We start from the raw sequence: 12,994 nt of genomic DNA, 5'->3' as shown, positions 1-12,994 counted from the left end.
TCATGACCCACGCGCACACCCCCGCGCCCCGCACCCGTCCCTGGCACGGAATCATGGTCGCCACCGCGCTCCCCCTGCGCGAGGACCTCACCGTCGACTACGACGCCTACGCCGAGCACGTGGCCTGGCTGATCGAGGGAGGCTGCGACGGCGTGGTCCCCAACGGCTCCCTCGGGGAGTACCAGACCCTCACCGACGAGGAGCGGGCGCGCGTCGTGCGTACCGCCGTCGAGGCCGCCGGCGACGGCGCCCGCGTGATGCCCGGCGTCGCCGCCTACGGCAGCGCCGAGGCCCGCCGCTGGGCCGAGCAGGCCGCCGAGGCCGGCGCCGGCTCCGTGCTCCTGCTGCCGCCCAACGCCTTCCGCGCGGACGAGGAGACCGTACGCGCCCACTACGCCGAGGTCGCCCGCGCCGGGCTGCCCGTGGTCGCGTACAACAACCCCATCGACACCAAGGTGGACCTGGTCCCCTCCCTGCTCGCGCGGCTGCACGCCGACGGATCCATCGTCGCCGTCAAGGAGTTCAGCGGTGACGTGCGCCGTGCCTACGAGATCGCGGAACTCGCCCCGGGCCTCGACCTGCTCATCGGCGCCGACGACGTCCTCCTCGAACTCGCGCTCGCGGGCGCGGTCGGCTGGATCGCCGGCTACCCCAACGCCCTGCCGCGCTCCTGCGCCACCCTCTACCGGGCCGCCGTCGCCGGAGACCTGGAGACCGCCCTGCCGCTCTACAAGTCCCTGCACTCCCTGCTGCGCTGGGACTCCAAGACCGAGTTCGTCCAGGCCATCAAGCTCTCCATGGACCTGGCGGGCCGCCCCGGCGGCGCCACCCGCCCGCCGCGCTTCCCGCTCACCGGCGACACCGAGGCCGCCGTCCGCGCCGCCACCGAGAAGGCCCTCGCCGAGGGACTGAACTAACCAGCAGGAGGGGACCCCTGATGCGCACGCGCCACGTCTACCACGCGGTGGACTCACACACCGAGGGCATGCCGACCCGGGTCGTCACCGGGGGAGTCGGAGTGGTCCCCGGCGCCACCATGGCGGAGAAGCGGCTCCACTTCATCGAGCACATGGACCACGTACGGACCCTGCTGATGTACGAGCCGCGCGGGCACTCCGCCATGAGCGGCGCCATCCTGCAGCCCCCGACCCGCCCCGACGCCGACTACGGCGTGCTCTACATCGAGGTGTCGGGCCTGCTGCCCATGTGCGGGCACGCCACCATCGGAGTGGCCACCGTCCTGGTCGAGACCGGCATGGTGCCCGTCGTCGAACCGGTCACCACCGTCCGGCTCGACACCCCGGCCGGACTGGTGAGCGTCGACGTGCGGGTGGAGGACGGCGCGGCCACCGCCGTCACCCTCACCAACGTCCCCTCCTTCAGTGTCGGACTCGACCTCAAGGCCGACGTGCCCGGCCACGGCACGGTCACCTACGACCTCGCCTACGGCGGCAACTTCTACGCCTTCGTCGAACTCGACTCCCTCGGGCTGCCCTTCGACCGCACCCGCAAGGACGACCTGCTCGCCGCCGGGCTGGCGGTCATGGACGCCATCAACGCGGGCCCCGACCGGCCCGTCCACCCCGAGAACCCCTCCATCGCCGGCGTCAAGCACGTCTACCTCGCCGCTCCCGGCTCCGACGCCCGCCGCTCCCGGCACGCCATGGCCATCCATCCGGGATGGTTCGACCGCTCGCCCTGCGGTACGGGCACCAGCGCGAGGATGGCCCAGCTGCACGCCCGGGGACTCCTCGCGCTCGGCTCCGACTTCGTCAACGAGTCCTTCATCGGCACCGAGTTCACCGGCCGGCTGGTCGCGGACACCACCGTCGGCGGGCTGCCCGCCGTGGTGCCGACCGTGACCGGTCGGGCCTGGATCACCGGTACCGCCCAGTACTTCCTCGACCCGTCCGACCCCTTCCCCGGAGGCTTCCTGCTGTGATCAGCGTCCGAACGGTGGACTACCACACCGCCGGCGAGCCCTTCCGGATCGTCGACACCGCAGGCGAGGGCATGCCGCCCGTGCCGGGGGACACCGTCGCCGAGCGCTGTGCCACCGCCATCGGCCCCGGCGGATCGGGCACCGCGCCGCGCCGGGGCGTGCTGGACGACGTACGGCGGCTGCTGGTCCAGGAGCCGCGCGGCCACGCCGGGATGTACGGCGGGTTCGTGGTTCCCGCCGACGACGACGGGGCCCACTTCGGTGTCCTGTTCTGGCACAAGGACGGCTACTCCACGGCCTGCGGCCACGGCACCATGGCCCTCGGGGCCTGGGCGGTGGACAGCGGCCGGGTCCCCGCCCCGGACGACGGGGACGCCCCGGTGCGGATCGACGTACCGTCCGGGCGGGTGACCGCCACCGTCCACCGCGGCGGGGGACGCACCACCGGGGTCACCTTCCGCAACGTCCCGGCCCGGGTGAGCGCCCGGAAGGTGCCCGTGGCGACCTCGGTGGGACTGGCGGAGGCGGACATCGCGCACGCCGGCGCCTGCTACGCCTCCGTCCGGGCGCGCGATCTCGGCCTGGAGGTCTCGCGCGCCGCGCTGCCCGCGCTGGTGCGCGCCGGGCAGGAGATCCGGGCCGCCCTCGCCGGCCATCCCGCCACCTGGCACCCCGACGGCCCGCTGCTGTCCGGGGTCTACGGCGTGATCCTCCACGAGGACCTGCCCGACACACCGTTCGGGCCGCACCAGCGCAACGTGACCGTCTTCGCCGACGGGCAGGTCGACCGCTCGCCCTGCGGCTCCGGCACCTCGACGCGGGTCGCCCTGCTCGCCGAGGACGGACGGCTCGGCCCGGGCGAGGACCTGTTGAGCGAGTCCGTCACCGGCACCGTGTTCACCGGCCGGATGCTGGACGGCGGGGTCACCGAGGTGACCGGCAGCGCCTACCGCACCGGTGAACACGCCTTCTGCGTCGACCCGCACGACGCCCTCGGCGCCGGGTTCCTGCTGTGACGGGGAAAGCCGGGACACCCCAGCTGGACGCCGGGGCCATGGCCGCGCTGCTCGGCCCGGCCGCGGCGGCCGACGCCCTGGCCGCCGCCCTGCGCGGCGGCCTCGACCCGGAGAGCTGCCCCCCGCGCTCCGCGATCGCCGTCCCCGGCGACGGTGAACTGCTGCTGATGCCGGCCGCGTCCGGCGCCTACGCCGGGGTGAAGATCGCCGGTGTCGCGCCCGGGAACCCGGCCCGCGGGCTGCCCCGCATCACCGGCTCCTACTTCCTGCTGGACGGTCCCACCCTGCGCCCGCTGGCCCTGCTCGACGGCGCGGCCCTGACCGCCCTGCGCACACCGGCGGTCTCGGCGCTCGCGCTGCGCCACCTGGCGCCGGCCGGGCGCCCGCTGCGCGTGGTGCTGTTCGGCTCCGGCCCGCAGGCGTACGGCCACCTCGAAGCCGTCCTCGCCGAGCGGGTGGTGGAGTGCGTGGTGGTGGTCGCCCGGAACGGGGAGCGGGCCGAACGGCTTGCGGCGTACGCCCGCACTCTGGGTCCGCCCGCCCGGACCGGCACCCCCGGGGACGTGGCCGACGCCGACCTCGTCGTCTGCTGTACCACGGCCCGCGAACCGCTCTTCGACGGGCGGCTCGTGCGGCCGGACGCGGTGGTCGTGGCGGTCGGGTCGCACGAGCCGACCGCCCGGGAGACCGACACCGCCCTCGTGCGACGCGCGGCGGTGTACGTGGAGTCGCGGGCGGCCGCGCTGCGGGAGGCGGGTGATCTGCTCGTCCCGGAGGCGGAGGGGGCCATCGGGCCGGGGCACATCACCGGCACGCTCGCGGACCTGGTCGCCGGACAGCTGCCGGTCGGCGGGGAGCGGGGTTGTCCACAGCTCTTCAAGAGTGTGGGCATGGCCTGGGAAGATCTTGCCGTGGCGGTCGCGCTCTACGAGGCCGCTGGAGTGTGAGCAGCGCAACGTGACATTGTACGCTGTTGCCCTGCTCATCGGCAGGTGAAAGGGTCTCGGAGGAAACGCAATGGGTGACCTGAAGCAGCACAGTCTCATCAAGGCCCAGGAACGACTCCGCGACCAGGTCGGGCACGCCCTCCGAGCCGCTCTGATAGCGGGCGAGCTGCGCCCCGGCAGTGTCTACTCCGCCCCCGGCCTCGCGGCCGAACTCGGCGTGTCGGCAACCCCGGTGCGCGAGGCCATGCTCGACCTGGCACGGGAGGGCCTGGTCGAACCGGTCCGCAACAAGGGCTTCCGGATCACCGAGGTCAGCGAGCGCGACCTCGACCAGTACACCGAGCTGCGCACCATGATCGAGGTGCCGACCATCGGCCGGATCACCAAGACGGCCACGGCCGAACAGCTGGAGGAACTGCGCCCCGTCGCGGAGGAGATCGTCACCAGCGCCCGCGAACACAACCTCATCGGCTACCTGGAGGCCGACCGCCGCTTCCACCTGACGCTGCTGGGCCTCGCGGGCAACGAACGGCTCGTGGAGACCGTCGGCGACCTGCGCAAGCGCTCCCGCCTCTACGGGCTGACCGGACTGGACGAGGCGGGCAAGCTGGTCTCCTCCGCCGAGGAGCACCTGGAACTGCTGGATCTGATGATCAGTGGAGACGCGAAGGCGGCGGAGGCCTGCATGCTGCGCCACCTGGGCCACGTCCGCTCCCTGTGGGCCCAGGGCCGCGACGAACCGGTGGGACGCACTCTGGGTGGCCTGGGCCCGGTGCGCTGACGCCGTGATCCGGTGACGTGCCGCGAGGCCGACGGCCGCTTCGAGGTCCGAAAGGCGGCAGCCGGTCATCGGGGCGGTCGGCCCTCGACCGGATCGGCCGCGGCGGCCCGCGGAGGCCGCCACGGCCGACCGGTCCGAGCGGGCTGCGATGTTCACGAGGTACGCCGCCGGGACGGTCGACCCGACCGGGCGGATGCGCGAGAAGGGCCGCTCCCCGGCGCCGACCGGAGCCGCCCGGCGCATCCGGCCGGGTCGGTCATCGGGCGGCAAAGTCCCTCTCCCCGCCCGTGACCGGGCTCCGGCCGAAGCGTTTGCCCCCACGTGACGCTCGACGACCTGTACACCAGCATCGTGGCCGAGGAGATCGAATCCACGGCCGAACCCGAACGACTCCCCCTCCTCACCCGGGCCGAGGCCGACCTCGCCCTCGCCGTGCTCGACGTCGTCGCGGACGGCGCGATGGACGACGAGGTGCGGACCACCGCCCGGGCCCTGCGGTCCCGCCTCGGCCTGCGGCTGTGCACGGAGGGCCCGCACACCGGCTTGACCCCGGGCTGAGTACGGTGGCCGCGAAGTCCACGGCGCCGGCGTCGAGGGGGCGGGCCGGGGGGCGCCCGGGCCGCCGCCCCCCGGCCCCACCGACCACCGACCCGACCGGTGGTCCCACCCATCCGTCGCCTCTTCGCGCAGCGCGCGACCCCGGCAGCCCGCCACGGCCCGGACGACCTGACGTCGGCCGCCACCCTCACCAACGGCAGGCGCACGCGGGCCGATCGGCCGCAACGGACTGGCGGAGCTCGGACACGGCTGCATAACGGCAGACCCAACCCCTTGTCAGTGCAATTTCACATTACTATGTTACCGGTCACATCGTAGAGCCGCTGAGCGTGCCCTTCCCTGGAGTGACCCATGACCAAGCGCACCCAACTCGCCCTCGCCACCGCCCTGGTGGCCGCACTCGCACTCGGTGCCTCGGGCTGCTCCGGCACCGGGAAGGGCTCGGCGGGAGCCGGTGCCTCGAACCCGGCCGCCGCCAACGACGGCAAGATCCTCGGCGGTACCCCGGTCAGGGGCGGCACCCTCACCGTCCTGTCCAACCAGGACTTCGCCCACCTCGACCCCGCCCGCAACTGGGTCATGCCGACCATGGACTTCGGCACCCGCCTGCTCTACCGCACGCTCGTCACGTTCAAGGCCGAGCCCGGCAAGGCGGGCAGCGAGCTGGTCCCCGACCTCGCCACCGACCTCGGAACCCCCTCCAACGGCGGCCGCACCTGGACCTTCACCCTCAAGGAGGGCGTGAAGTACGAGGACGGCAGCCCGGTCAGGGCCCAGGACGTCAAGTACAACGTCGAGCGCTCCTTCGCCCCCGACCTCACCGGCGGCCCCGACTACGCCGCCCAGTACCTGGCCGGCACCGAGGGCTACAAGGGGCCCCTCCAGGGGCAGCACCTCGACTCCGTCAAGACGCCGGACGACCGCACGATCGTCTTCGAACTCAAGCGCCCCGTGGCCGAGTTCTCCGCGACCGCCACCCTGCCGACCTTCGCCCCGGTGCCCCAGTCCCAGGAGAAGGGCACCCAGTACGACGCCCGCCCGTTCTCGTCGGGCCCCTACAAGATCGAGTCGTACGACCGCGACAAGAAGCTCGTCCTCGTCCGCAACGAGCACTGGGACCCGGGCACCGACACCGTCCGCAAGGCCTATCCGGACAAGTTCGTGGTCGTCATGGGCCTCAAGGGCGGCCAGATCGACGACCGGATCATCGCCGGCGAGGGGGCCGACGCCTCCACCGTGCAGTACGCCGACATGCGCCCCGAGAGCGCCCCCAAGGTGCTGCCCAAGCCCGACGTCAAGGCCCGGCTGCTCGCCGAGTCCCAAGGCTGCACCGAGATGCTGCACCTCAACAACTCACGCGCCCCCTTCGACGACCCCAAGGTCCGCCAGGCCATGCAGTACGCCGTCGACAAGGAGGCCGTCGTCACGGCGGGCGGCGGACCCGCCCTCAACGAGATCGCCACTGCCTACCTGCCCCCGGCCCTCTCCGGCGGCAAGCAGGCCGACACCCTGAAGATCCCCCCGGCCGGCGACCCCGCCAAGGCCAAGGAACTGCTCAAGGCCGCGGGCAAGGAGACCCTGAAGGTCTCCCTCTCCGTCTCCACCGGCGACAAGGGCAAGGCCGAGGCCATCCAGCAGGGCCTGTCCCGCGCGGGCATCGAGGTCGTCATCGACACCGTCGACCCCGGCGCCTACTACGACGTCATCGGAGACCTGTCCACCACCCCCGACATGACCCTCACCGGCTGGTGCCCGGACTACCCCTCCGGCTCCACCTGGATCCCCTTCGTCTTCGACGGACGCACCATCAAGCCCAAGGGCAACCAGGGCAACTACAGCCAGTTCCGCGACGAGGAGGTCATCAAGCGCATCGACGAAATCAGCGCCATGGCCGACGCCCAGCAGGCCAACCAAGCCTGGATCGACCTCGACGCGACCCTGATGGCCAAGTCCCCCAACGTCCCGATCCTGCTGGAGCGCAAGCCCCTCCTCGTCGGCACGAACATCGCGGGCGCCTTCGGCCACCCCGTGTGGACCGGCACCATCGACTACGCCACGGTCGGCCTCAAGGACCCCGCGAAGAGCCAGGGCTGAGGAATCCGGAGCCCCCGACCCCATGACCACCACAGCAGCGGCCCGCGACGCCGCCCCGGACCGGCCCGCGGCGGCGCCCGGCAGCAGTCCCTGGCAGCTCGCCCGCCAGGAGCTCCGCCGCCGCCCCGCCGTCCGCGTCAGCCTCGCCATCGTCGGCCTCTTCGTCCTGATGGCCGCCACCGCGCCCTGGCTGGGCGCGCTCGGCGGCTGGTCCCCGCACGAGTTCGACAAGAATGCCGTCGACCCCTATCTCGGGGGCCAGCCGATCGGCGCCTTCGGGGGGATCGGAACCGAGCACTGGCTCGGCGTGGAACCCGTCACCGGCCGCGACCTGTTCGCCCGGGTCGTCCACGGCGCGCAGGTCTCCCTCCTGATCGCTTTCGCGGCCACCACGATCGTGGTCCTCGCCGGCACCGCCGCCGGGATCGCCGCCGGCTACTTCGGCGGCCGCACCGACGCGGCCCTGTCCCGGCTCATGGACCTGACCATGTCCTTCCCCTCCCTGATCTTCATGATCGCCATGCTGTCCGTGGCCAAGGACGTCAACCGGCTCGTCCTCATGACCGTGGTCATCGGCCTCTTCGGCTGGCCCGGCATCGCCCGGGTGGTCCGCGGCCAGGCCCTCTCCCTCAGACACCGCGAGTACGTCGACGCCGCCCGCGTCGGCGGCGCCGGCCCCTGGCGCATCCTCACCCGCGAGGTCCTGCCGGGCGTGGCGGGCCCCGTCATCGCCTACACCACCCTGCTCATCCCCGGGATGATCAGCACCGAGGCGGCTCTCAGCTATCTCGGCGTCGGCGTCCGCCCGCCCACCCCCTCCTGGGGCCAGATGATCGCCGAGTCCGTCGCCTACTACGAGACCGACCCCATGTACTTCGTCATCCCCAGCGTCTTCCTCTTCCTCGCCGTGCTCGCCTTCACCCTGCTCGGCGACGCGCTGCGCGACATCCTCGACCCGAGGGGAGGGCGCACGTGATCCTCTACCTCGCCCGCCGGCTGCTCGCCCTCGCCGGAGTGCTCCTCGCCATCACGGCCGTCACCTTCCTCATCTTCTACGTCCTGCCCGCGGACCCGGCCGCGGCCGCCTGCGGCAAGACCTGCAGCGCCGAGCGGCTGGCCGACGTACGCGTCCACCTGGGCCTCGACCAGCCCCTGGTCAAGCAGTTCGCCGACTTCCTGACCGGCATCTTCACCGGCCGCACCCTCGGCACCGGCCAGTACGCCGTCACCTGCGACTTCCCCTGCCTGGGCTACTCGTACGAGAGCTCCCTGCCCGTGTGGGACCTGCTCATGGACCGGCTCCCCGTCTCCGCCTCCCTGGCCCTCGGCGCCGCCGTGCTGTGGCTCCTTCTCGGCCTCGGTGCCGGGGTCACCGCCGCCCTGCGCAAGGACACCGCCACCGACAAGGCCCTGATGGTCGGTGCCGTGGCCGCCGCCTCGCTGCCCGTGTACTTCACCGCGGTGATGCTCATCCACGGCGTCATCCGCATCGCCGGACTGCTGCCCTACCCCGCCTACCGACCCTTCACCGACAACCCGCTCGGATGGGCCTCGAACCTGCTCCTGCCCTGGACCGCGCTCGCGCTGCTCTACGCCGCCATGTACGCGCGCCAGAGCCGGGGCTCGATGATCGAGGCGATGGCCGAGCCCTACATCCGCACCGCCCGCGCCAAGGGCCTGCCCGAGCGGACGGTCGTCGTCAAACACGGCCTGCGCTCCGGGATGACGCCGATCCTGACCCTCTTCGGCATCGACCTCGGCGGGCTGCTCGCCGGCGCCGTGATCACCGAGTCGATCTTCGGACTCCCCGGCATCGGACGGCTCTTCTACGGCGCCCTCGTCAGCTCCGACCAGCCCGTGGTCCTCGGCGTCACCCTGCTGGCGGCCTTCTTCATCGTCGTCGCCAACCTCGTCGTCGACCTCCTGTACGCCGTCATCGACCCGAGAGTGAGGTACTGATGGCCGATCCGCTCCTCGAAGTACGCGACCTGCGCGTCACCTTCACCACCCCTCGGGGGACCGTCCGGGCCGTCGACTCCGTCGGCTTCACCGTCGAGGCCGGACGCACCCTCGGCATCGTCGGCGAATCCGGCTCCGGCAAGTCCGTCACCTCGCTCGCCGTCATGGGCCTGCACCGCGGCTCCGTCGAGGTCGGCGGCTCCGTCACGCTCGCCGGACGGCCGCTGATCGGCCTGAGCGACCGCGAGCTCGGCACCGTGCGCGGCCGCCGGATGGCCATGATCTTCCAGGACCCGCTCTCCAGCCTGCACCCCTATTACACCGTCGGCGAGCAGATCGCCGAACACTTCCGGGTGCACTTCAAGGCTGGACGGGCCGCCGCGCGCAGACGAGCCGTCGACATGCTCGGCGAGGTCGGCATCCCCGAACCGGCGCGCCGGGCGGGGGAGTACCCGCACCAGTTCTCCGGCGGCATGCGCCAGCGCGCGATGATCGCCATGGCCCTGGCCTGCGAACCCGACCTGTTGATCGCCGACGAGCCGACCACAGCCCTGGACGTCACCGTCCAGGCGCAGATCCTCGAACTGATCGCGAGGCTCCAGCAGGAGCGCGGACTCGGCGTCGTGATGATCACCCACGACCTGGGCGTCGTCGCCCGCGTCGCCCACGAGGTCCTGGTCATGTACGGCGGACGCGCCGTCGAACAGGCCCCCGTCGAGGCGCTCTTCACCGATCCCGCCCACCCCTACACCCGGGGGCTGCTCGACTCGCTGCCCCGCCTCGACACCGCCGACGACGAACCGCTCCCCTTCATCCCCGGGTCCCCGCCGTCCCTCCTCGCACCCGCGCCCGGCTGCGCCTTCGCGCCGCGCTGCCCCCGGGCGGCCGAACGCTGCACCGGCGAGCGGCCGGATCCGGCTGCGTACGGGGACGGGCCCGGACGGACCGTGGCCTGCCACTTCGCCGGGGCCCCCGCCGCACCAGCACAGGAGGCGGCCCGATGACCGGCACCGCGAACGGCAGCACGATGGACGCCACGACCGGTACCACGACCGGTACCACGACGGGTACCACGACCGGGGCGAGCGGCCCGACGGGCGCACCACTGCTGTCCGTACGGGACCTCACCATGACCTTTCCCGGCCGGCGGTCCGCGACCGGGCGCCGGGGGGCGCCCGTGCGCGCCGTCGACGGGGTCTCCTTCGACCTGGCGGCCGGTCGGACCCTGGGCCTGGTGGGGGAGTCGGGCTGTGGGAAGTCCACCACCGGGCGGATGCTCGTGCGGCTGCTGGAGCCCACCTCGGGCCGGATCGTCTTCGAGGGCGAGGACATCAGCCGCCTCTCACAGGGCTCCCTGCGCCCGCTGCGCAAGAACATCCAGATGGTCTTCCAGGATCCGCACTCCTCGCTGAACCCCCGGCAGACCGTGGCCCGGATCATCTCCGAACCACTGCTGGTGCAGGGCTGGAGCGCGGGTGACGCCCGGCGCCGCGCCGCCGACCTGATGGAACTCGTCGGGCTGATCCCCGAGCACATCGACCGCTACCCGCACGAGTTCTCCGGCGGTCAGGCCCAGCGCATCGGCATCGCCCGCTCGCTGGCGACCAGCCCCCGGCTGATCGTCGCCGACGAACCGGTCTCCGCGCTCGACGTCTCCGTCCAGGCGCAGATCGTCAACCTGATGGAGCGCCTGCGCGCCGAACTGGGCCTGGCCTACGTGTTCATCGCGCACGACCTGTCGGTGGTCAAGCGGGTCAGCGACCGGGTCGCCGTCATGTACCTCGGCCGGATCGTCGAGATCGGGGACAAGGCGTCCCTCTACGAGACCCCCCAGCACCCCTACACCCGGGCGCTGTTGTCCGCCGTGCCGCTGCCCGACCCGGCGGCGGAGCGGCGACGGGAGCGGATCGTGCTGCTCGGCGATCCGCCGAGCCCGGCCGCTCCCCCTCCGGGCTGCACCTTCCACCCGCGTTGCCCCAAGGCTCAGGAGATCTGCCGGACGGAGCGCCCGTTGCTGCGTCCTGCCGCCTCGCGAGAGGTGGCGTGCCACTTCCCGGGTGACTGACGGGGATCACGGGAAGCGGGGGACCCGGGGGCCGACACGATCGCCCCGTTATGTTTTCTGCGGTTCCGCAATGGGGCCGCTGGCCTCCGGGCCCGGCATGACTGTTGCCCCCTGTCGAAGGCATGACCTGGGGGGTGGTGTCACCGGGTCCGGGGGTGTTCGTCGGAGACGCTGATCAGAGGTCCGGCCACCGTCCGGTCCGGCGCAATGCTGGACAGTTCGCGGGCGGCAGGTCTGCATAACGTGGATGCGCGAGCACGACACCCGAGCCGAGGCCGGCACCGTCAACACCCCCTGGGAAGGGGCACGATGTTCGAGATCGAAGACGTGGGCGTGTTCCTGGGCCTGGACGTCGGCAAGAGCAGCCATCACGGTCATGGGCTCACCCCGGGCGGGAAGAAGGTCTTCGACAAGCAGCTGCCCAACAGCGAGCCCAAGCTGCGGGCCGTCTTCGACAAGCTGACCGCGAAGTTCGGCACCGTGCTGGTGATCGTGGACCAGCCCGCCTCCATCGGCGCCCTGCCACTGACCGTCGCCCGCGACGCGGGCTGCCAGGTCGCCTACCTGCCCGGACTGGCGATGCGCCGGATCGCCGACCTCTACCCGGGCGAGGCCAAGACCGACGCCAAGGACGCCGCCGTCATCGCGGACGCCGCCCGGACGATGCCGCACACCCTGCGCTCGCTGGAGCTGACCGACCAGATCACCGCCGAGCTGACCGTGCTCGTCGGCTTCGACCAGGACCTGGCCGCCGAGGCCACCCGCACCTCCAACCGGATACGGGGCCTGCTCACCCAGTTCCACCCCAGCCTGGAACGCGTCCTGGGCCCGCGCCTGGACCACCAGGCCGTGACCTGGCTGCTGGAGCGCTACGGATCCCCAGCCGCCCTGCGCAAGGCCGGACGCCGCAGACTCGTCGAGCTGATCCGCCCGAAGGCCCCGCGCATGGCCACCAGGCTGATCGACGACGTCTTCAACGCGCTCGACGAGCAGACCGTCGTCGTTCCCGGGACCGGCACCCTCGACATCGTCATCCCCTCCCTGGCCGCCTCGCTGGCCGCTGTCCACACCCAGCGCCGGGCGATGGAAGCCCAGATCAACGCCCTGCTGGAGGCTCACCCTCTTTCCCCGGTCCTGACGTCGATGCCCGGCGTCGGCGTCAGGACCGCCGCCGTCCTGCTGGTCACCGTCGGCGACGGCACCAGCTTCCCCACCGCCGCCCACCTCGCCTCCTACGCCGGCCTCGCCCCCACCACGAAGCAGTCCGGGACCTCGATCCATGGCGAACACGCACCCCGAGGCGGAAACCGGCAGCTCAAACGGGCGATGTTTCTCTCCGCCTTCGCCTGCATGAACGCCGACCCGGCCTCCCGCGCCTACTACGACAAGCAACGAGCACGCGGCAAAACCCACACCCAGGCCCTCCTCCGCCTCGCCCGCCAACGCATCAGCGTCCTGTTCGCCATGCTCCGCGACGGCACCTTCTACGAATCCCGGACACCGACGGACGTCGAGCTCGCCGCTTAGCCTCAGCGAGCCCGAACCACCCGAAACCCGACACAGGTGCCTTGACGAAAGACATAGAGGCACCCCCCGGGTCCCCCGACCGCTCCGGTGGAGGCGGCACCGCGG

At 72.3% G+C, this 12,994-nt stretch carries 12 protein-coding genes; all 12 read left to right on the top strand.

Translation table 11 applies throughout. From position 1 onward, the window contains the following. Positions 1 to 2: 2 nt before the first annotated feature. The 12 genes from AW27_RS07030 to AW27_RS06975 all read left to right on the top strand — a co-directional run bounded on the left by AW27_RS07030 (position 3) and on the right by AW27_RS06975 (position 12,889). Positions 3 to 917: a dihydrodipicolinate synthase family protein gene (locus AW27_RS07030; RefSeq protein ID WP_037915205.1), complete on the top strand. Its 915-nt coding sequence runs from the start codon at positions 3 to 5 to the stop codon at positions 915 to 917. A gap of 20 nt (positions 918 to 937) precedes the next feature. Continuing rightward, positions 938 to 1,942 (top strand): proline racemase family protein, encoded by a 1,005-nt coding sequence (locus AW27_RS07025; RefSeq protein ID WP_037915208.1) that lies wholly within the window; start codon positions 938 to 940, stop codon positions 1,940 to 1,942. Further along, positions 1,939 to 2,958 (top strand): proline racemase family protein, encoded by a 1,020-nt coding sequence (locus tag AW27_RS07020; protein ID WP_037915211.1) that lies wholly within the window; start codon positions 1,939 to 1,941, stop codon positions 2,956 to 2,958. The genes AW27_RS07025 and AW27_RS07020 overlap by 4 nt, the downstream gene beginning before the upstream one ends. Positions 2,959 to 2,996: 38 nt before the next feature. Next, positions 2,997 to 3,905, top strand: a complete 909-nt coding sequence (locus tag AW27_RS07015; protein ID WP_037915214.1) for an ornithine cyclodeaminase family protein — start codon at positions 2,997 to 2,999, stop codon at positions 3,903 to 3,905. A 70-nt stretch (positions 3,906 to 3,975) separates the two neighbouring features. Continuing rightward, positions 3,976 to 4,686, top strand: a complete 711-nt coding sequence (locus tag AW27_RS07010; protein ID WP_037915217.1) for a GntR family transcriptional regulator — start codon at positions 3,976 to 3,978, stop codon at positions 4,684 to 4,686. A 321-nt stretch (positions 4,687 to 5,007) separates the two neighbouring features. Beyond that, positions 5,008 to 5,244 (top strand): hypothetical protein, encoded by a 237-nt coding sequence (locus tag AW27_RS07005; RefSeq protein WP_037915220.1) that lies wholly within the window; start codon positions 5,008 to 5,010, stop codon positions 5,242 to 5,244. Positions 5,245 to 5,595: 351 nt separating this feature from the next. Beyond that, on the top strand, positions 5,596 to 7,338 hold the full coding sequence (locus tag AW27_RS07000; RefSeq protein WP_037915222.1) for an ABC transporter substrate-binding protein: 1,743 nt from the start codon (positions 5,596 to 5,598) through the stop codon (positions 7,336 to 7,338). Between the two features lie 22 nt (positions 7,339 to 7,360). Next, on the top strand, positions 7,361 to 8,314 hold the full coding sequence (locus AW27_RS06995) for an ABC transporter permease (protein WP_037915224.1): 954 nt from the start codon (positions 7,361 to 7,363) through the stop codon (positions 8,312 to 8,314). After that, positions 8,311 to 9,297 (top strand): ABC transporter permease, encoded by a 987-nt coding sequence (locus AW27_RS06990; protein WP_037915226.1) that lies wholly within the window; start codon positions 8,311 to 8,313, stop codon positions 9,295 to 9,297. Before AW27_RS06995 ends, AW27_RS06990 begins: the two co-directional genes overlap by 4 nt. Further along, positions 9,297 to 10,301 (top strand): ABC transporter ATP-binding protein, encoded by a 1,005-nt coding sequence (locus tag AW27_RS06985; protein ID WP_037915228.1) that lies wholly within the window; start codon positions 9,297 to 9,299, stop codon positions 10,299 to 10,301. Before AW27_RS06990 ends, AW27_RS06985 begins: the two co-directional genes overlap by 1 nt. A 125-nt stretch (positions 10,302 to 10,426) precedes the next feature. Further along, the gene (locus AW27_RS06980) at positions 10,427 to 11,362 is read left to right on the top strand and encodes an ABC transporter ATP-binding protein (RefSeq protein ID WP_106967521.1); all 936 of its coding nucleotides are present in this window, start codon (positions 10,427 to 10,429) and stop codon (positions 11,360 to 11,362) included. A 309-nt stretch (positions 11,363 to 11,671) separates the two neighbouring features. Next, entirely contained in the window at positions 11,672 to 12,889 is a 1,218-nt protein-coding gene (locus AW27_RS06975; RefSeq protein ID WP_304949841.1) for an IS110 family RNA-guided transposase, read from the top strand. Positions 12,890 to 12,994: the final 105 nt, after the last annotated feature.

Source organism: Streptomyces sp. PCS3-D2 (assembly GCF_000612545.2).
Classification (GTDB): Bacteria; Actinomycetota; Actinomycetes; order Streptomycetales; family Streptomycetaceae; genus Streptomyces.
This window is presented reverse-complemented; position numbering and strand designations above follow the sequence as displayed.